At 66.4% G+C, this 19,555-nt stretch carries 18 protein-coding genes and 1 riboswitch; of the genes, 6 read left to right on the top strand and 12 right to left on the bottom strand.

Features of this window, described 5'->3' with window-relative positions:
* The first annotated feature begins 8 nt into the window (after positions 1-8).
* Entirely contained in the window at positions 9-1,130 is a 1,122-nt protein-coding gene (locus ABQJ54_RS05330) for a glycosyltransferase family 4 protein (protein ID WP_367853227.1), read from the top strand.
* Between the two features lie 8 nt (positions 1,131-1,138).
* Here ABQJ54_RS05330 and galE read toward each other — a convergent pair whose 3' ends face one another.
* The 4 genes from galE to ABQJ54_RS05350 are packed head-to-tail and all read right to left on the bottom strand — an operon-like array spanning position 1,139 to position 4,960.
* Complete coding sequence (gene galE / locus ABQJ54_RS05335; RefSeq protein ID WP_367853228.1) at positions 1,139-2,128, bottom strand: UDP-glucose 4-epimerase GalE; 990 nt, start codon at positions 2,126-2,128, stop codon at positions 1,139-1,141.
* A gap of 9 nt (positions 2,129-2,137) precedes the next feature.
* Positions 2,138-2,890: a class I SAM-dependent methyltransferase gene (locus tag ABQJ54_RS05340; RefSeq protein WP_367853229.1), complete on the bottom strand. Its 753-nt coding sequence runs from the start codon at positions 2,888-2,890 to the stop codon at positions 2,138-2,140.
* Positions 2,878-4,113, bottom strand: coding sequence for a glycosyltransferase family 4 protein (locus tag ABQJ54_RS05345; protein ID WP_367853230.1), 1,236 nt, complete (start codon positions 4,111-4,113; stop codon positions 2,878-2,880). The genes ABQJ54_RS05340 and ABQJ54_RS05345 overlap by 13 nt, the downstream gene beginning before the upstream one ends.
* A complete protein-coding gene (locus ABQJ54_RS05350) occupies positions 4,106-4,960 on the bottom strand; it encodes a glycosyltransferase family 2 protein (RefSeq protein ID WP_367853231.1) in 855 nt (284 codons plus the stop codon). The genes ABQJ54_RS05345 and ABQJ54_RS05350 overlap by 8 nt, the downstream gene beginning before the upstream one ends.
* Positions 4,961-5,097: 137 nt before the next feature.
* Between ABQJ54_RS05350 and pilB the strand changes: the two genes are divergently transcribed.
* From pilB to coaE, 4 genes are all read left to right on the top strand, one after another.
* Positions 5,098-6,819, top strand: a complete 1,722-nt coding sequence (pilB, locus tag ABQJ54_RS05355) for a type IV-A pilus assembly ATPase PilB (protein ID WP_367853232.1) — start codon at positions 5,098-5,100, stop codon at positions 6,817-6,819.
* 206 nt (positions 6,820-7,025) lie between these two features.
* Positions 7,026-8,297 carry a type II secretion system F family protein gene (locus ABQJ54_RS05360; protein ID WP_367853233.1) on the top strand — a complete coding sequence of 424 codons (1,272 nt, stop codon included), beginning with the start codon at positions 7,026-7,028 and terminating at the stop codon, positions 8,295-8,297.
* Between the two features lie 159 nt (positions 8,298-8,456).
* Entirely contained in the window at positions 8,457-9,314 is an 858-nt protein-coding gene (locus ABQJ54_RS05365) for a prepilin peptidase (protein ID WP_367853234.1), read from the top strand.
* The gene (gene coaE / locus ABQJ54_RS05370; RefSeq protein WP_367853235.1) at positions 9,311-9,931 is read left to right on the top strand and encodes a dephospho-CoA kinase; all 621 of its coding nucleotides are present in this window, start codon (positions 9,311-9,313) and stop codon (positions 9,929-9,931) included. The genes ABQJ54_RS05365 and coaE overlap by 4 nt, the downstream gene beginning before the upstream one ends.
* Before the next feature lie 73 nt (positions 9,932-10,004).
* Here coaE and ldcA read toward each other — a convergent pair whose 3' ends face one another.
* The 8 genes from ldcA to ABQJ54_RS05410 all read right to left on the bottom strand — a co-directional run bounded on the left by ldcA (position 10,005) and on the right by ABQJ54_RS05410 (position 17,661).
* Entirely contained in the window at positions 10,005-10,940 is a 936-nt protein-coding gene (gene ldcA / locus ABQJ54_RS05375; protein ID WP_367853236.1) for a muramoyltetrapeptide carboxypeptidase, read from the bottom strand.
* Between the two features lie 171 nt (positions 10,941-11,111).
* Positions 11,112-12,206, bottom strand: a complete 1,095-nt coding sequence (ribBA, locus tag ABQJ54_RS05380; protein WP_367853572.1) for a bifunctional 3,4-dihydroxy-2-butanone-4-phosphate synthase/GTP cyclohydrolase II — start codon at positions 12,204-12,206, stop codon at positions 11,112-11,114.
* Positions 12,207-12,390: 184 nt separating this feature from the next.
* Positions 12,391-13,032, bottom strand: coding sequence for a riboflavin synthase (locus tag ABQJ54_RS05385; protein WP_367853237.1), 642 nt, complete (start codon positions 13,030-13,032; stop codon positions 12,391-12,393).
* The gene (locus ABQJ54_RS05390; protein ID WP_367853238.1) at positions 13,032-13,250 is read right to left on the bottom strand and encodes a hypothetical protein; all 219 of its coding nucleotides are present in this window, start codon (positions 13,248-13,250) and stop codon (positions 13,032-13,034) included. Before ABQJ54_RS05390 ends, ABQJ54_RS05385 begins: the two co-directional genes overlap by 1 nt.
* 73 nt (positions 13,251-13,323) lie before the next feature.
* A riboswitch (FMN riboswitch) is annotated at positions 13,324-13,503 on the bottom strand.
* 98 nt (positions 13,504-13,601) lie between these two features.
* The gene (ribD, locus tag ABQJ54_RS05395; RefSeq protein ID WP_367853239.1) at positions 13,602-14,735 is read right to left on the bottom strand and encodes a bifunctional diaminohydroxyphosphoribosylaminopyrimidine deaminase/5-amino-6-(5-phosphoribosylamino)uracil reductase RibD; all 1,134 of its coding nucleotides are present in this window, start codon (positions 14,733-14,735) and stop codon (positions 13,602-13,604) included.
* 194 nt (positions 14,736-14,929) lie between these two features.
* Entirely contained in the window at positions 14,930-15,460 is a 531-nt protein-coding gene (gene nrdR / locus ABQJ54_RS05400) for a transcriptional regulator NrdR (RefSeq protein WP_367853240.1), read from the bottom strand.
* Positions 15,461-15,469: 9 nt separating this feature from the next.
* Complete coding sequence (gene glyA / locus ABQJ54_RS05405) at positions 15,470-16,738, bottom strand: serine hydroxymethyltransferase (RefSeq protein WP_367853241.1); 1,269 nt, start codon at positions 16,736-16,738, stop codon at positions 15,470-15,472.
* Entirely contained in the window at positions 16,642-17,661 is a 1,020-nt protein-coding gene (locus ABQJ54_RS05410; RefSeq protein WP_367853242.1) for a DUF817 domain-containing protein, read from the bottom strand. Before ABQJ54_RS05410 ends, glyA begins: the two co-directional genes overlap by 97 nt.
* Before the next feature lie 168 nt (positions 17,662-17,829).
* Between ABQJ54_RS05410 and ettA the strand changes: the two genes are divergently transcribed.
* On the top strand, positions 17,830-19,491 hold the full coding sequence (gene ettA, locus ABQJ54_RS05415) for an energy-dependent translational throttle protein EttA (protein ID WP_367853243.1): 1,662 nt from the start codon (positions 17,830-17,832) through the stop codon (positions 19,489-19,491).
* Positions 19,492-19,555 lie beyond the last annotated feature (64 nt).

A 19,555-nucleotide genomic window follows, 5' to 3' on the forward strand; every position in this document is an offset into this window, starting at 1 on the left:
ATCGCCCGATGCGGATCGCCTTCCTCTGCAAGCGCCGCTACATGGGCAAGGACGTCATCGACGACCGCTATGGGCGCCTCTACGAATTTCCGTTCCAGCTGGCCCGGCTCGGTCACGAAGTACACGGTTTCTGCCTGGACTATCGATCCGGCGCCGAAGGGAGTTCGATCCATGCGGCCGCACCTGGCCGGCTGACGTGGCATGCACGAGCGCTGGGCACAGCCACCGCGCCCTTGCGGGCAGTTGCCTACCCGTTCCGCTTGCTTCGCCAGTTACGAAGCTTGCAGCCGGATCTTGTGGTCGGCGCATCGGACATCCCCCACGTCGCGCTCACGGCCTGGCTGGCGGGCAAGCTCCGCCTGCCGTACGCCGTGGATCTGTACGACAACTTCGAAGGCTTCGGCCAGGCGCGCATCCCCGGCTTCGTGCCGGCATTGCGCCGGGCCACGCGCCTTGCCGGCATGGTGACGACCACCAGCGACGCGCTGGCCACGCTGGTGCGCGAAACTTATCGCGCCCAAGGCACCGTGGTGCCGATGCCAAGCACGGTGGACGTGTCGGTGTTCCGGCCCGGCGAACGCGCGGCAGCGCGCGAAGTGCTGGGCTTGCCCGAACAGGCCACACTGATCGGCACGGCCGGTGGCCTGCTCGCGAACCGCGGCATCGGGGAGTTGTACGACGCGTGGCAAACGCTGGCTGCCGCGATGCCTGATGCGCACTTGGTATTGGCGGGCCCGGCCGATCCCGGCCTGCCGCCCCCTGTCGGCCCGCGCGTCCATTACCTCGGCATGCTGCCGCACCGGGACACGGCAACGCTGTTCCAGGCCCTCGACCTTGGCGTGATCTACCTGCGCGACACGCTATTCGGGCGATACTGCTTTCCGCAGAAGGCCTACGAGATGTTTGCCTGCGGCCTGCCCGTGGTCGCCTCCGATGTCGGAGCCATGCCCGCCCTGCTGGCCGGCACCCCGCAAGCGCTCTACCAGGCCGGGAATGCCAGCGACCTGGCGCGCGCCGTCGCTTGCCAGTTGGCTGCACGCAAGCCGGCCGGCGTCGAGGTAGCCGACTGGACCACGATCATCCGGAGGGTGGAACCCATGCTGGCAGGATTGACGGCACGAGCCTCCTAGGTTCGTGCTCAGAACCGCGGAGCGCGGTGCCATCTCCATGCGGTCTCGAGCATGGTGTCCAGATCACTGCATAGAGGCAGCCAGCCGAGCATCTGCTCAGCGCGCGTGATCGAAGCCACCAGGCGATGGGGATCGCCCGACCGGCGCGGCGCATCGATGCTGCGGATCGGCCGACCGGCCACCCGGCATGCCGCTTCCAGCACCTCAAGCACGCTGAAGCCCCTGCCGCTACCCAGATTGAACGGATGGAATCCGTCCCGGCCTTCGAGCCACGCCAGCGCGCGACGATGGGCATCGGCCAGATCGTCCACGTGCACGTAATCGCGGATGCAGGTTCCGTCGGCCGTCGGATAGTCGCGACCGAAGATCTGCACGGGTCCGGCATCGGCGCCGGCGGCAATCCGCAGCACATTGGGGATCAGGTGCGTCTCCGGCTGGTGCGATTCGCCGATCATCCCCGACGGGTGCGCGCCGGCGGCATTGAAATAGCGGAGCGAAGCCACCGCCAGCCCACCGTCGCGACAGGCATCGGCGAGTGCATCCTCGGCCATGGCCTTGCTGGCGCCATAGGGGTTGATCGGTTGCTTCGGAGCTTCTTCGTCGATCCATTCCCCTGGCGCGTTGCCGTACACCGCTGCCGAGGAGGAGAACACCAGACGCCTCACACCGGCCTGCCGCATGGCCCGCACCAGGTTGACGGTGCCGTCCACGTTGTTGCGCCGATAACGCTCCGGGTCACGGACCGAATCGGCCACGATCGACAACGCGGCGAAATGCACCACGGCATCCACCGGCGCCCTGGCGAAAACCCGCCCGAGCGCCGCGGAATCAAGCAGATCCCCTTCGGCAAAGTCCGCGTTTCCGACTGCCGCACGATGGCCGGTCGACAGGTTGTCGAATACGGTGACGCGATGGCCGCGCTCGAGCAGATGGCGGACCAGGTGCGAACCGATGTAGCCGGCGCCGCCGCAGACGAGGATATGTGATGTCCTGCCCACGGACCTTGCTCAGCGACCAGCCTGCAGCTGCAGACGGTAGATCAATGTGGGAATGAGCCCCCGCAGCGGCTTCAGCAAGCCATCAGGCACCCTGCTCAGTACGCGTGTGATCATCGCTTGTGGCCGTTCGATGGCAAGCGTTTCTCGCATGGCCTCGATACACAGGTTGCTGTAACCGAACCCGGCGCTGTCCAACATGTGCTCAAGCTGGCGCTTTTCCAGCGGTTCACAGTCGTAAAACTCCCCCTTGCGCATAAGTCGCAGGTAAGGTGTGCGCCAGCCATGCGGCCACCAGCTCAGAAACATCAAATGGTAATGCGGCTCGGTGAGCATCCAGCGATTGGGTACCGCAAGATAACCAACACCACCAGGCTTCATCACACGACGTATTTCAGAGAGGTGGTGCGCCTGCGCCCCGGCATCACCGACATGTTCGATGACATGATTACTGATGACCACGTCGAAGCTGGCATCCGCAAACGGCAATACCACCCCTTGCACAAGATGGAAATCGTATCCGTCGCTCACGCGACGGTTGTCCACGACATCCACCGCAACGACTTGACACCGCAGGACGCCGTGGCCGGCGAAGTGGCACGCAATGCCACCGGAGCCAGTGCCGATTTCCAGCAGATGCATGGGTTGCGACCTGTTGGCTAAATCCAGCAATCGCTCGATCTTGAGCGCCTTGGCACTCCGTGAAGCCAAGTCGAGTATGGCGTGGGGCCGGCGGACTGGTGCAGCAACGGTCACATCGAACATCCTGTCGCGGCAGTGGTCGAGCCATCGAGCGTCAGCAACGCAGCGACCTTCTGCCCAAATTCGCTCCAGGCAAAGCGCCGCGCAAATGCCTCGCTGCTTTTCCGCAGCAAAGTGGTTTCAGCCAGCATGCGCAGCACGGCGTGGGCAAACCCGGCGTAGTCGCCACCGACGATCAAATAACCCGATTCACCCTCGGCCACCGCATCGACTACGCCACCGGAAGCAAACGCCACGGTGGGCAGACCATGGGCAGCCGCTTCCACCGCCACCATGCCAAACCCTTCCGGGTCACCTGGGATATCACGCACGGGGAATACATGCACGTCGGCCGCCCGGTAGGCCGAGTCAAGCTGGGAATCAGTGACGGCGCCGAGAAAACGAAGGTTTTTCGCCACCCCCATCTGCTCGGCCGCAGCCTGGATACTCTGCGGTGTCTGTGCTTGTGCGTGCAACGCATCCCTGGGCGCATCACCCACCACCAGCAGCAGGACATCTGGATAAACGGCAACGATGCGCGGCAACGCCTCGACAACGAACTCGCGCAGCCCCTTGCGGGTGGACAGACGACCTACCGAGAGCAGCAAGGGACGGTTGCCGAGGCCGTGGTGTTGCCGGAAATCTGCAACACTTATTTTCCTGTCAATTGCCTGTGTGCTGAAAGGCTCTTCAGTCTTCGTGGCATCACGCGCGCGGGTCGTGGCATCGGCGGGCAAATCCACGCCCGGACACACGATGCCGATGCGCCCAGGCTTCACGCCGATGCCTTGTGCCAGTGCCGCCGTGGGACGGCTATTGGCGATCACGCGATCCATGTGGCGCAAGGCGGGCCGCCACAGGCAACGATAGACCGGATGACGCACGACAAGATCCAGTCCGTGCACGTAGACCGCCGCCCGCGCACCACTCGCACGCGCCGCAAGCCATGCCGCAGGAGCGGTAAGTCCGCTGCCGGCCAGCACCACGTCGGGTTTCCATGCACGCGCCGTGCGCCAGGCTCGCCCCTGTGCATGGATCAGGAACTTCCACAATGGCCTGAGCGGAACCTCGTCAACCGCCACGGCTGCCGGTGTGGTGGCCGCAGAGCCGGCAGGGCCTACGATCCGCACTTCGGCATGACGTGAAAGCTCATCGGCCATGTGCCAGTTGAGCCGTTCCATGCCACCCACAAGTGGGGGGAGGTTGCGGGTGACCAGCAGGATGCGCAACCTTGGCAAATCAGACATCGCGACGATACGTCAACGCCGTGATCTGCTCGGACACCAGGCCAATCAGAAACACGATCACCGCCGCACTCCAGAGCAGCGTGCTGCCGTTCGTCAGGCGACCCTCATGCATGAAAGTCCATGTGTAATTCACGCAGCCCAGCAAAAAAAACACCACGCTCGTCGGCACGAACAACTTCAGCGGCGAATACAGCGTGGCGATCTTGAAGATGATCAACAGGAAGCGCACGCCGTCTTTGATCGGCTTGATATGGCTCTTGCCCACCCGCTGCGCCGCCTTGATCGGCACGTAAGCCACCGGATAGGCACTGCGGAAGAACGCCATGGTACTGGTGGTGGGGTAGCTGAAGCCGTTGGGCAACAGGTACAGGAACTCGCGGAACTTGTCTGCCCGCACCGCGCGGAATCCGGAGGTGAGGTCGGCGACCTCGTGACCGGTCATGCGGGTGGCCAACCAGTTGTAGAGGGTATTGGCGACGCCACGCCCCACGCCAGCCTGGCTGCCCCAGTCGCGCGCACCCACCGCCATGTCGTAGCCTTCACCGAGTTTCGCCAGCAGGCGCGCTACATCGGCCGGGTCGTGCTGGCCGTCGCCATCCATGAACACCAGCACTTCGCCGGCGGCGGCACGGGCGCCGCGCTTGATCGCCGCACCATTGCCCATCGAATACGGCGAGCTGAGACAGACGACGCCGGCATCAGCACAGATCCGGCAGGTGTCGTCGGTGGAGCCGTCATCCACCACGATGATCTCGGCTTCCGGATGAGCGGCACGCAGTCGCGGCAACAGGTCGGCGAGTGCGGGGGCTTCGTTCTTGGCTGGCAGGATGATGCTAAGGCGGCTCAACGGTCGGCTCCCCCGGGTCAGGGGAATCATAACGTGAAGCAGGCGTCACGACTGCGGCCTCGGTCCCGTCGCATGGATGACCTGCGGGGCGGACTGGGGTAGATTCGGCGCCAGAAGGGGTTCGGGACCGCCATTTCATGTCATCTGTAACGCAAACGCCACTCGTGGGATTGACGGGACTTGCGCGCCGGCTGGTCGCCGAAGGGTTGCTGCCGGAGGCCGATGCGCGTCGCGCCGTGTTGGAGAGCACCCAGCAACGCACCACCCTGGCCTCGTGGCTGCTGGACCAGAACCTGGTGGACGGCCTGCGCCTGCTGCGTCTGTCCTCGCTGGAGTTCGGCATGCCGATGCTGGACGTGGCGGCAATGAGTCCCGCCCAGCTTCCGGTCAACCTGATCAGCGAGGCGCTGCTGACCAAGCATCGTGCGCTGCCGTTGTTCCGGCGCGGCAAGCGCCTGTTCGTGGGCATCGCCGACCCCATGCAGCTGGATGCGCTGGAGGAGATCAAGTTCCACTCCAACTGCATGGTGGAACCTATCCTGGTCGAGCGCAGCCAGCTCAACCGTGCGATCGACGTCGCGCTCAGCAGCATGCACGACGTGATGCCCGACATGGGCGGTGACGAGCTGGATGGGTTGGACACCGAAGGTGGCGACATCGAGGAAGGGCCGGGCGGCATCGACGCCACCGCCAACGACGACGCCCCCGTGGTGAAGTTCGTCAACAAGGTCCTGGTCGATGCGATCAAGCGCGGTGCCTCGGACATCCACTTCGAACCATTCGAGACCCAGTACCGCGTACGCCTTCGCATGGACGGCATGCTGCGTGCCGTGGCCAGTCCACCGCTGAAGCTGGCCAATCGCATGGCCTCTCGCCTGAAGGTAATGGCGCAGTTGGACATCGCCGAGAAACGCGTGCCGCAGGATGGCCGCATCAAGCTCAACCTGAGCAAGAACCGCGCGGTGGACTTCCGCGTCAGCACCCTGCCCACGCTGTTCGGCGAGAAGATCGTGCTGCGTATCCTGGACGGCTCGGCGGCGAAGATCGGCATCGAGAAGCTGGGCTACGAACCGAACCAGCAGAAGCTCTACGTGGACGCCATCCACAAACCCTATGGCATGGTGCTGGTCACTGGCCCCACCGGCTCGGGCAAGACGGTGTCGTTGTATACCGGCCTGAACATGCTGAATACCGCCGAACGAAACATCTCCACGGTGGAAGACCCGGTGGAAATCCGCGTCGAAGGCATCAACCAGGTGCAGCAGAACGCCAAGCGCGGCATGACTTTCGCCAGCGCCCTGCGCTCATTCCTGCGCCAGGATCCGGACGTGATCATGGTGGGCGAGATCCGCGACCTGGAAACCGCCGAGATCGCGATCAAGGCCGCGCAGACCGGCCACATGGTGCTGTCCACCCTGCATACCAACGACGCGGCACAGACCGTGGCGCGCCTGATGAACATGGGCATCGCGCCGTACAACATCACCTCCTCGGTCACCCTGATCATCGCCCAGCGCCTGGCACGCCGCCTGCACAGCTGCAAGAAGCCACAACAGTTGCCACCGCAGCTGCTGCTGGCCGCCGGCTTCAGCCAAGCCGACATCGACGAGGGGTTCACCCTCTACGAAGCGGTAGGCTGCGACGAATGCAACGAGGGCTACAAGGGCCGCGTGGGCATCTACCAGGTGATGCCGATGCTGGAGGAGATCCAGAAGATCATCCTGCAGGGCGGCAACGCACTGCAGATCGCCGAGGCGGCCAGGGCCGCCGGCATCAACGATCTGCGTGCCTCGGCCCTGCTCAAGGTGAAGCAGGGTCTCACCAGCCTCACCGAGATCGACCGGGTGACCAAGGATTGATCGCCGCCGCAGGAGCGGCTTCAGCCGCGATGGTGCGGTGCCTGGGAATCGCGGCTGAAGCTGCTCCTGTGGCGCTCCGGTAGTCCTGCTACGCCAGCTGTGGCCGCCGCCACGGTTTCACGGCAGAAAAATGACGTAAGCTTCGGTATCAGAACGGCTCCGCGGCCTGAAGGGCTCGCCGGAACGCACCACCAGGGGGACAGCGCATGGCCACGGCTTCCGCAACTGCCAAGAAGGATGCGCGCGCGCTCGGTGCCGAGCGCGCTGCGGTCAGCAAGCTCACCGTGTACGAGTGGGTGGCGCTGGACAAGCGCGGCAAGCGCATGAAAGGCGACATGCCGGCGAAGAACGCTTCGCTGGTGAAGGCTGAACTGCGCCGCCAGGGCATGAACCCGCAGACGGTGCGCGAACGTGCCAAGCCGCTGTTCGGCTCCGCCGGCAGTTCGGTCAAGCCGCGCGACGTGGCGGTGTTCAGCCGCCAGATCGCCACCATGATGACCTCGGGCGTGCCGATGGTGCAGTCCTTCGACATCATCGCCGACGGCCAGAAGAACGTCCGCTTCAAGAACATGCTGCTGGACGTGAAACAGGGTTTGGAGGGTGGCCAGTCGCTGTATGAGGCGCTGGGCCGTTATCCCGTGCAGTTCGACGAGCTGTACCGCAACCTGGTGCGTGCCGGCGAGTCTTCCGGTGTGCTGGATACGGTGCTGGACACCGTGGCCACCTACAAGGAGCGCACCGAGGCGCTGAAGAAGAAGATCAAGAAGGCACTGTTCTACCCGATCATGGTGGTCGCCGTGGCCTTCCTGGTCAGCATGATCATGCTGCTGTTCGTGGTGCCGGTGTTCGCGGACACCTTCAAGAACGCCGGTGCCGCCCTGCCTGCACCCACCCAGTTCGTGGTTGCCGCCTCGGATTTCATGAAGAGCTGGTGGTGGCTGATCCTGCTCGTCATCATCGGCAGCGTGGTGGGCCTGGTGGCGGGCAAGCGCCGCTCGGTGAAGTTCGCCCATTTCCTGGATCGCGTGACCCTGAAGCTGCCGGTGTTCGGCAAGATCATGCGCGAGTCGGCGATCGCCCGCTTCGCCCGTACCCTCGGCGTGACCTTCCATGCCGGCGTGCCGCTGGTGGATGCGCTGGACTCGGTCTCCGGCGCTACCGGCAGTGTGGTCTATGGCGATGCCGTGAAGCAGATGCGCGACGACATCTCGGTGGGCCACCAGCTGCAGCTGGCCATGAAGCAGACCGGGCTGTTCCCGAACATGGTGGTGCAGATGACCGCCATCGGCGAGGAATCCGGTGCACTGGACAGCATGCTGTTCAAGGTCGCCGAGTTCTACGAGGAAGAGGTCGAGAACGCGGTCGATACCCTCTCCACCCTGCTCGAACCCATGATCATGGTGATCCTCGGCGTGGTGGTCGGCGGCATGGTGATCGCGCTGTATCTGCCGATCTTCAAACTGGCTGGTACGTTCTAAACCACCCTTCCTGCAACCTGCCGGTGCAGGAGCGCACCCTATGCGCGAATCCCTCTGGGCGGTATCAGGCCAAGAGCCTTCGCGTACAAGGTGCGCTCCTGCACACGACACCGTAAGCTTTGCCTTCGACCCGCGCCTCGGCGCATATCAAGCCCGCGCATGCCCGACCTGCCCCTGACCGCCTGGATCGCCCTTGCCGCCGTGCTCGGCCTGCTGGTGGGCAGTTTCCTCAACGTGGTGATCCTGCGCCTGCCCGAGCGCATGGCCGCCGAATGGCGGCGCGAGGCACGCGATGTACTGGAGCTGGATGCCAGGGATGAAGCCCTGCCGCCCGGCATCGTGCGCGAACGTTCGCATTGCCCACACTGCAAGCATCCGCTGTCGGCCGCGGACAACATTCCGCTGTTCGGCTGGCTGCTGCTGGGCGGGCGCTGCCGCTACTGCAAGGCGGGGATTTCGATCCAGTACCCGCTGGTGGAACTGCTGAGCGGCGTGCTGAGCGCCATCGTGGTGTGGAAGCTCGGTCCGACCTGGCCGGCGCTGGCCGGGCTCGTGCTGACCTGGATACTGATCGCACTCTCCGGCATCGACTTCCGCACCCAGCTGCTGCCCGACCAGCTCACCCTGCCGCTGCTGTGGCTGGGCCTGCTACTGGCGCTGAAGCCCATGTTCGTCGCCGCGCCATCCGCCATCGTCGGGGCGGCGATCGGCTATCTGAGCCTGTGGAGCGTGTACTGGCTGTTCAAGCTGCTCACCGGCAAGGAAGGCATGGGCCATGGCGACTTCAAGCTGCTGGCCGCGCTGGGTGCCTGGATGGGGCCGCTGGCACTGCTGCCGGTCATCCTGCTCTCCTCGCTGATCGGCGCCCTGGTAGGCGGCAGCCTGATCGCGCTGCGCCGGCACGAGCGCGGCGTGCCGATGCCGTTCGGCCCGTTCATCGCCATGGCCGGCTGGGTGTGGTTCGTGGCCGGCGACACTTTGCTGCATACCTACCTGCAGCTGACCGGGCTGCGGTGAGCGTCGCAACACGCAGCTACGTCGTCGCCCTCACCGGCGGCATCGCCACCGGCAAGAGTGCGGTGACGCATCGCTTCGCTGCATTGGGCGTGCCGGTGCACGACGCCGACGTGGCCGCGCGTGAAGTGGTCGCACCGGGCAGCGAGGGCCTGGCCGCCGTGGTCGCCGCTTTCGGCAACGAGGTGCTGGATGCCGATGGCCGGCTGGACCGCCCGGCGATGCGTCGCCGCGTGTTCGCCGATCCGGCAGCGCGGCAAATGCTGGAAGGCATCATCCATCCCCGCGTGCGCCACTGGCTGCACGAACGCGCCCTGGCCGACACCGCGCCCTACTGCCTGCTGGCGATCCCGCTGCTGGCCGAGAACATCGGACACTATCGCTGGATCGACCGCGTGTTGCTGGTCGATGCCCCGGTGGAGCAGCAGCTGGCCCGGCTGATCGCCCGCGACGCCATCGACGAGGCACTGGCCCGGCGCATGCTGGCGCAGCAGGCACGCCGCGAAGAACGGCTGGCGCTGGCCCACGACGTAATCGACAACAGCGGCGACGAGGCTACGCTGGACGCGGCGGTACTGGTGCTGCATCGGCGCTACCTGGCGCTGGCCGCAGACCGGTAGGAGCGGCTTCAGCCGCGACCCGTGTGCATGGAATCGCGGCTGAAGCCGCTCCTACGCCGCTCCTACGCCGCGTCTACAAGGGTAATGTGGGCGTATCGGGCAAGTGCGGATAGCCGGCGAAATCCAGCCGTGCCTTGCCGCCTTCCACGCGCAGTCGCGCCGGCACACCGAACGGCAAGGTGAACTTGTCCGGCACGTGGCCAAACGGCAAGCCGTCCAGCACCGGTATGCCAGCCACGCGACGAATCTGCGCAAAACCCTCGGCCAGCCCGTAGCCGTTGTCGTAGATGCTGTTCCGGCAATCGGTGAAGTTGCCGAGGATCAGCGCGCGCTGTCGTCCCAGCACGCCGGACAGGTGCAACTGGTACAGCAAGCGCTCGATGCGGAACGACGGCTCACCCACGTCCTCCACGAACAGGATGCCGCCATCGATGCGCGGGAAATACGGCGTGCCAAGCAGGCTGCACAGCATCGCCAGATTGCCACCCCACAGCGGGCCTTCGAGATCCACAGCCTGTTCGCCGCTGCTGGTCCACTCCGCACTGCCCTGCGCCGCGCGCACGGTGCGCCAGAAATGCGGCACCGTCAGCGCACTCGGGTGCTCGGCGCCGAAATCGGGGCCCAGCATGGGGCCGCCGAACGTGACCAGACCGCTTTTCGCATGCAGCGCCAGCTGGATCGCGGTGAAATCGCTGTGGCCCACCAGCACGGCTCCGGCTCCGCCCAGGCGCTCACGCAGCGCGTCGTAATGCAGGTGTTCCAGCAGCCGCGTGGCGCCGTAGCCGCCACGAACCGCCAGCGCGACATCGGGCAACTCGTCCAGCGTGGCGAGCGCATTGAGGTCGGCCGCCCGCTCGGCATCACTGCCGGCGTAACGCAGCTCCGTGCGCTCCAGCACGTCCAGAGCATCCACCATGCAGCCGGCCTCGTGCAGACGGGCCACGCCGCGGGTCATCGCGGCGCGATCGTGCGGGTAGCCGGAGAGGGCGATCAGGCGGATGCGGGTCATGGGTCGTGGGTGCCATCGACGGGAGCAGATACCCGGATTATGCGTGCAACGCCAGTCCCGGGCATGGCAAAAACAGGCCGCGGGAGCGGCGTAGAACGGCGTAGGAGCGGCTTCAGCCGCGATTTGCGACCGGTCGCGGCTGAAGCCGCTCCTACGGTCGGTCCTGCGATGTCACGACACGTATTCGACGACTTCCAGGCCGAAGCCGGCCAGGCCCACCAGCTTGCGCGGCGTGCCCAGCACGCGCAGCTTGTGCACACCCAGATCGGCCAGCATCTGCGCACCGAGGCCGAGCTGACGCCACTCCTGCTGCTGCGCATCCTCCGGCGCCAGCGTTGCGGGCTGACCCTTGAGCCGGGCCAGCAGCGCCTCGGGCGTGTCCTCGCCGGAGAGCACCAGCAGCACGCCACGGTCCTCGTCGGCGATGCGACGCAGCGCGCTGGTGACGGTGAGGCCGAGGTCGTCGCGCTTGAGGTGCAGCACGTCGGACAAGGTGTTGCGCACGTGCACGCGACTGAGCACCGGCGCACCGTCGTCCACCCTGCCGCGCACCAGTGCGTAGTGCAGGCCGCGGCGGATCGCATCGCGGTAAGCCATCAGCCGGAACGGACCGAACTCGGTCTCGACATCCTCCTCGTGCACGCGCTGGACTGTCTTCTCGGTTTCCAGCCGGTAGCGGATCAGGTCGGCGATGGTGCCGATCTTCAAACCATGCTTCTGCGCGAACACCTCCAGCTCGGGGCGACGCGCCATCGAGCCGTCTTCGTGCAGGATCTCGATCAGCACCGCCGCCGGCTCCAGCCCCGCCAGCGCGGCGAGGTCGCAACCTGCCTCGGTATGGCCGGCGCGGGTGAGCACGCCGCCCGGCTGTGCAGTGAGCGGGAAGATGTGGCCGGGCTGGGAGAGGTCCTGCGGCTTGGCATCGCTCTTCACCGCCACCTGGATGGTGCGCGCGCGGTCGTGCGCCGAGATGCCGGTGGTGACGCCCTCGGCCGCCTCGATCGAGACGGTGAAGTTGGTGTGGTAGGGCGAGGTATTGTCGCTGACCATCGGGCGCAGGCCGAGTTGGCGCGTGCGCTGCTCGGTGAGCGTCAGGCACAGCAGGCCGCGCGCCTCGCGCACCATGAAGTTCACGTCCTCCGGCCGCACCATCTGCGCGGCCATCACGATGTCGCCCTCGTTCTCGCGATCCTCGTCGTCGAGGATCACGACCATGCGGCCGGCGCGGATGTCGTCGAGGATCTCGGGAATGGTGTTGAAGCTCATGGGTATGTCCATCAAAGGTTTCCTTCTCCTTTTGGGAGAAGGTGCCCCGAAGGGGCGGATGAGGGTTAGGGCGGAGCGGAGCATGGCGCCCTGCCCGAACCCTCACCCCATCCCCTCCTCCTCGCTCCTCAAGGCAGGGCCATCCATGGCCCTTCCCCGCGTCCAAAGGGGGAGGGGCTCCATGTCAGGCGAAGCCGTGCTGCTTGAGAAAGGCCTCGTCGAGTTTCGGCGCCTCGCCGTTGCCGATCAGCCGCTCGACGTAGCGCGCGATCACGTCCACCTCGATGTTCACCGCATCGCCCGCGCGCTTCGCGTGGAAGGTCGTGCGCTCGACGGTGTGCGGGATCAGGTTCACGCCGAAGCGGTTGCCGGCGACTTCGTTGACGGTGAGGCTGGTGCCGTCGATGCACACCGAGCCCTTGGCGGCGATGTAGCGCGCCAGGTTCGCCGGCACTTCGAAGATCCAGCGTTGCGAACGCGCATCGGGGATTACCGAGACCACCTTGCCCAGGCCGTCGACATGGCCGGAGACCAGGTGTCCGCCCAGGCGATCGGCGAGGCGCAAGGCTTTCTCCAGGTTCACCGCGTCGCCTGCCTTGAGCTTGCCCAGGGTGGTGAGCGAGAGCGTCTCGTTGGAAACGTCGGCGGCGAATCCGCGCGCCTCCAGCGTCACCGCCGTGAGGCACACGCCGGACACGGCGATCGAGTCGCCCAGCTGCACGTCGGCAAGATCGAGATCGGCGGTGTCGACATGCAGGCGCAGATCGCCGCCGCGGGGTTCGAGCCGCGCGATGCGGCCTACGGACTGGATGATGCCGGTGAACATCAGCGCACCTCCCGGCGGGAGCTGGGAGCCTGGACGGTTGAAGCGTTCGAGGCGAAAAGCTCGCCGAGCGAGGACCGGTTTTCGACGATTCGCCGGCCCACAGCCATCGCTATCGGCCAGGAAGCGGCGGAAACATGGACCGCCTGGCGGGCTTTGCAGCCCGGACGGCTTCTGCCGACCAGGCTCCCAATCGTCTTGCTTGCATTGATGGCGATCATGAAACGTTCTCCGCATGGTGGTAGCGAGAACGCCCCAAGGCATGAGGCCGCCGCGCGGCATGGCCACGCGTCGAACCGTCTTCTTTCATCCGGACTGTGAGCCGCCCCCGGCGAACCGGGGAGACCTGACCGTCGGCTCCGGCATCGGACCGGATCTGCTGACCCTTCGCCGTGCGGCAAAGGCGCTCGCGGGCTCGTGTCCTCCTGGACACCTACCGCCGGTGGGGAATTTCACCCCGCCCTGAAGACGTCGTGCAGTGCCGGTGGAACCGGCGGGCGCAGTCTAGCACCTTCGCCGACACCGGCCTTGGCCGCCGGCGAAACGCGGTGTCCATCCAGGGCGACGCCAGGTCAATGGATCGGGCTCGGGCGCAGGCGCAGGCGCAAGTCTTGCCCCAGCATGCGCTGGTCGCACAGGCGCAGGCGCCAGCGCGAAGCCATGTCCGCCAGCGGCGGCAGCGCCAGCAAGGGGCGCGCCGCGTCGCCCAGCAGCACCGGGGCAACGTACAGCAGCAGCTCGTCGGCCAGACCGGCAGCAAACAGTGCACCGCACAGCGTGGGGCCGGCCTCCACGTGCAGCTCGTTGCAGCCGCGCTCGGCCAGCAGGGCGAGCACGGCGGGAAGATCGAGCGCGCCGTCGCGCTCGGCCGCCACGACGCGTTCGACGCAGGCGAAGTGTTCGCCGGCCGCGATCGCTTCCGCACCGTGCAGCAGCAGCGTGGTGACAGTACCGTCCAGCACGTGGCTGCCGGCAGGCGTGCGCAGCTGGCGGTCGAGGATTACGCGCAAAGGGGCAACGCAGCCTTCCCCTGCAACGTGGAGGGCTTCCGCACGGTCCCTTCCCTCACCCAACCGCACAGTGAGGCGCGGGTCGTCCGCCAGCACGGTGCCGCTGCCGGTGAGGATGGCGCTCGAACGCGCGCGCCAACGCTGCACGTCGGCACGGGCAGCCTCGCCGGTGATCCATTTCGATTCTCCGCTGGCCAACGCGGTACGGCCGTCCAGGCTCATCGCCAGCTTCACCCGCACGAAGGGACGGCCACGCTCGAGGCGGCTGAAAAAACCGACGTTGAGTTCGCGCGCTTCGTCGCGCAGCAGGCCGGTGTCCACGGCGATGCCGGCGGCACGCAGCTTTCCGAGGCCGCGACCGGCCACCTGCGGGAACGGGTCTTCCGCCGCGACCACCACGCGCGCCACGCCGGCGGCGACCAGCGCGTCCGCGCAGGGCGGCGTGCGGCCGTGGTGGGCACAAGGCTCCAGCGTCGCGTAGACGGTGGCGCCACGGGCGCGTTCGCCAGCCTCGCGCAAGGCGAACACTTCGGCATGCGGCTCGCCGGCGTGCCGGTGCCAGCCGCTGCCCACCACTTCGTCGCCGTGCGCGATCACGCAGCCCACCCGCGGGTTGGGTTGGGTGGTGAACAGGCCGCGTTCGGCCAGACGCAGGGCATGCGCCATGTGCAGATGATCGAAGGCGTTGAAGGTCATGCTTGTCTTCCTCTCCCCTCCGGGGGAGGACTGAGGTGAGGGGACAGGGCTGGCGATAGTGTCGCATCGGAGTGCGCTTCGAATGCCGGTCGAGGCAAGATTGACCCCTCGCCCCAGCCCTCTTCCTCGCTCCTCAAAACAGGGCCATCCATGGCCCTTCCCCGCGTCCCGGAGGGGAGAGGGGGAAGGCGCGTTCAGCCCTTGCGGGGGCGGCGCGACTCCGCGCCTTCGCCACCACCCAGCAGCGAGAGCTGCAGCTTCTCCAGCTCGGGCAGATCGTGCTCCAGCCGCGCGATTTCCTCGAGGAAGGCCTGCACGTCCTCGAACTTGCGGTAGACCGAGGCGAAGCGCACGTAGGCCACCTGGTCGAGCTTCTTCAGCTCGCGCATCACCAGCTCGCCCACCTGGCGCGACGGCACCTCGCGCTCGCCGCTGCGGCGGAGGTCATTGACGATCTCCCGTACCGAGCTGTCCACATCGTGGCTGGCCACCGGCCGCTTCTGCAGCGCGCGCTCGAAGCTCACCCTGAGCTTGCGTTCGTCGAAGGCCTCACGCCGTTCGCCACTCTTCACGATCGCCGGCAGCTTGAGTTCCGCCGTTTCAAAGGTGTTGAAGCGCTCGCCGCAGGCGGGGCACTCGCGACGGCGGCGCACGGTGGCGCCGTCCTCCGTGAGCCGCGAGTCGATCACGCGGGTGTCTTCGTGCTGACAGAAGGGGCAGTGCACGCCGGCAGGTCAGCCGTACACCGGGTACTTCTTGCACTGCGCCTCGACCTTGGCGCGCACGGCGGCGATCACCGCCTCGTCGCTCGGCGCGTCGAGCACGTCGCAGATCCAGTTGGCGAGATCCGCGCAGTCGGCCTCCTGGTAGCCGCGGGTGGTGACCGCGGGCGTGCCCACGCGCAGGCCGGAGGTGACGAAGGGCTTCTGCGGGTCGTTCGGCACGGCGTTCTTGTTGACCGTGATGTGCGCCTTGCCCAGCGCGGCCTCCGCGTCCTTGCCGGTAACGCCCTTGCCGATCATGTCGATCAGCATCAGGTGGTTCTCGGTGCCGCCGGAGACGATCTTGTAGCCGCGCTCGATGATGGTCCTGGCCATCGCCTTGGCGTTCTTCACCACCTGCGCCTGGTAGTCCTTGAAGGCCGGTTCCAGCGCTTCCTTGAAGGCGACCGCCTTGGCGGCGATCACGTGCATCAGCGGGCCACCCTGGATGCCGGGGAAGACGATCGACTGCAGCTTCTTCTCGATCTCTTCGCTCGCCTCGCCCATGCCCTGCTTGCTGGCGACGATGATGCCGCCGCGCGGGCCGCGCAGGGTCTTGTGGGTGGTGGAGGTGACCACGTGTGCGTGCGGCAGCGGGCTGGGGTACACGCCTGCAGCGATGAGGCCAGCGACGTGGGCCATGTCCACGAACAGCCAGGCGCCGACCTTGTCGGCGATGGCGCGGAAGCGCGCCCAGTCCATCACCTGCGAGTAGGCGCTGAAGCCCGCCACGATCATTTTCGGCTTGTGCTCGACGGCGAGACGCTCGACCTCGTCCATGTCGACGATGCCGTTGGCGTCCACGCCGTACTGCACGGCGTTGAGGATCTTGCCGCTGAGGTTGACCTTGGCGCCGTGAGTGAGATGGCCGCCGTGCGCCAGGCTCATGCCGAGGATGGTGTCGCCCGGCTGCAACAGCGCGAAATACACCGCCTGGTTGGCCTGCGAGCCGGAGTGCGGCTGCACGTTGGCGTAGTCGGCGCCGAACAGCTGCTTCACGCGGTCGATGGCCAGCTTCTCGGCCACGTCCACGTACTCGCAGCCGCCGTAATAGCGCTTGCCCGGATAGCCTTCCGCATACTTGTTGGTGAGCTTGGAGCCCTGCGCTTCCATCACCCGCGGGCTGGCGTAGTTCTCCGAGGCGATCAGCTCGACGTGGTCTTCCTGGCGCCGCCCTTCGTCGGCGATGGCCTGGGCCAGTTCGGGATCGTAACCGGCGATCGTGCAGTCCTTCGGGAACATTCGGGCCTCTGCGGGTGAGCATGCGGGGATGAATCGTGAAATTGTAACGCCGCCGGGAGGTTGCAGCCACTGCCCGCCGGATGGCGACGGTGCAGGGCGGACACCATCACGTAGCTGATGATCATCAGCAACAGCCAGGCTCCCAGCTTGCCGAACGGCACCATGTGCCAGCCATGCCGCTGCGCCGGATACAACCACGCATGGCTGAAGGTGCCCACGTTCTCCGCCAGCCAGATGAACAACGCCACCAGCACGAAGCCCAGCAGCAGCGGCATGCGCCGGTGCACGCGGCGGATGCGGAAGTGGATCCGGCACGGCCCGAACAGCCACGCCACCGCCACGAACAGCACCGGCCGCACGTCCGGCAGGAAGTGGTGGGTGAAGAAATTGAGGTAGATCGCCGCAGCCAGCGCCACGGTCGCGGCGAAAGGCGGATGCCGGGTGAAACGGAAGTCGAACAGGCGCCAGGCACGGGCGATATAGCTGCCGACCGCCGCGTACATGAAGCCGGTGAACAGCGGCACGCCGCCCAGCCGCAGCAGCGAGGGTTCCGGGTAGCTCCACGAACCCACCGCGGTCTTGAACAGCTCCATCGCCGTGCCCACGGCGTGGAACAGCAGGATCACCCTCGCCTCCTCGCGGCTCTCCAGTTTCGTAGCCAGCAGGACACCCTGGATCGCCAGGGCGGCCAGCGTCAGGAAGTCGTAGCGCGCCAGCCACGCATCACGCGGATACCAGCGCCAGCTGGCCAGCAGCAAGGCCACCATCAGGCCACCGAACAGGCAGGCCGCAGCCTGCTTGAGCCCGAAGCAGAGGAATTCGTATGCGCCCGCTGCTACGCGGCCGCGGGTTCGCGCCCAGCGTCCAAACCGCCGATCCAGCCGCATGATCGCGACCGCCGGCCCTGCCATCGATCCATCCATACCCTGCTCCGTCGCCCCCCGAGACGGCACAGCCTGGGCGCGGCGTCTGGCGCTTGCGGGCGCCCGCCATGGCGGGGAAAGGCCCTATCGGCGATAATTGGCGGTCTTTGATTCCCTTACCTGTGCCCGGCCGCTGCTGCGGCTTGCGGATCGCCTTCAGGAGCACGCATGCAATACATCTACACCATGAACGGGGTCAGCAAGATCGTCCCCCCGAAGCGCCAGATCATCAAGGACATCTCGCTGAGCTTTTTCCCCGGCGCCAAGATCGGCCTGCTGGGCCTGAACGGTGCGGGCAAGTCCACGGTGCTGAAGATCATGGCCGGCGTGGATACCGACTTCCAGGGCGAGGCGCGCCCGCAGGCGGGCATCAAGGTGGGCTACCTGGCGCAGGAGCCGGAACTCGATCCCGGGAAGACCGTGCGCGAGGCGGTGGAAGAAGGCGTGTCCGTGATCCTCGACGCGCAGAAGCGCCTGGAAGAGGTCTACGCCGCCTACGCCGAGGAAGGCGCCGACTTCGACGCACTGGCCAAGGAGCAGGAGAAGCTGGAGGGCATCCTGGCCGCCAACGACGCCCACGCGCTGGAACGCCAGCTGGAAGTGGCCGCCGACGCGCTGCGCCTGCCGCCGTGGGACGCCAAGATCGGCCCGCTCTCGGGCGGCGAGAAGCGTCGCGTGGCGCTGTGCCGCCTGCTGCTGTCCAAACCCGACATGCTGCTGCTGGACGAACCCACCAACCATCTCGACGCCGAGTCGGTGGACTGGCTGGAACAGTTCCTGCACGACTACCCCGGCACCGTGGTGGCGGTCACCCATGACCGCTACTTCCTCGACAACGCCGCCGAGTGGATCCTCGAACTCGACCGCGGCCGCGGCATCCCGTGGAAGGGCAACTACACCGAGTGGCTGGAGCAGAAGGACGCGCGCCTGAAGCAGGAAGCCAACCAGGAGAAGTCGCGCCAGAAGGCGATCGAGAAGGAGCTGGAGTGGGTGCGCTCGGCCGCCAAGGGCCGCCAGTCCAAGGGCAAGGCGCGCCTGAAGCGCTTCGAGGAGCTGAACTCGGTCGACTACCAGCGCCGCAACGAGACCAACGAGATCTTCATCCCGCCGGGCGAGCGCCTGGGCCAGGAGGTGATCGAGTTCAAGAACGTCACCAAGGCCTTCGGCGACCGCCTGCTGATCGACGACCTCAGCTTCAAGATCCCGCCGGGCGCCATCGTGGGTGTGATCGGTCCCAACGGCGCGGGCAAGTCCACGTTGATGAAGATGATCATGGGCAAGGAGCAGCCTGACTCCGGCGAGGTGAAGCTGGGCCACACGGTGCAGCTGGCCTACGTCGACCAGTCGCGCGGCATGCTCGACGACAAGAACAACGTGTGGCAGGAAATCTCCGGCGGCCTGGACATCCTCACCATCGGCAGCTTCGAGATCCAGTCGCGCGCCTACATCGGCCGCTTCAACTTCAAGGGCACCGACCAGCAGAAGATTGTCGGCAACCTCTCCGGCGGCGAACGCGGCCGCCTGCACCTGGCCAAGACCCTGCTGCAGGGCGGCAACGTGCTGCTGCTCGACGAACCGTCCAACGACCTCGACGTGGAAACCCTGCGCGCGCTGGAAGACGCGATGCTGGAATTCCCCGGCTGCGCGATGGTGATCTCGCACGACCGCTGGTTCCTCGACCGCATCGCCACCCACATCATCGCGTTCGAGGGCGACTCCCACGTGGAGTTCTTCCCCGGCAACTACAACGAGTACGAGGCCGACAAGAAGCGCCGCCTGGGCGACGAAGCCGCCAGGCCGCATCGCGTGAAGTACAAGAAGCTGGCCTGATCGACCGTGGCAGGGGCCGGCCGATCCAGGCCGTCCCTGCGTCATGGCCAGGACGCAACAACCG

Source organism: Rhodanobacter lycopersici (assembly GCF_040812335.1).
GTDB lineage: Bacteria > Pseudomonadota > Gammaproteobacteria > Xanthomonadales > Rhodanobacteraceae > Rhodanobacter_A > Rhodanobacter_A lycopersici.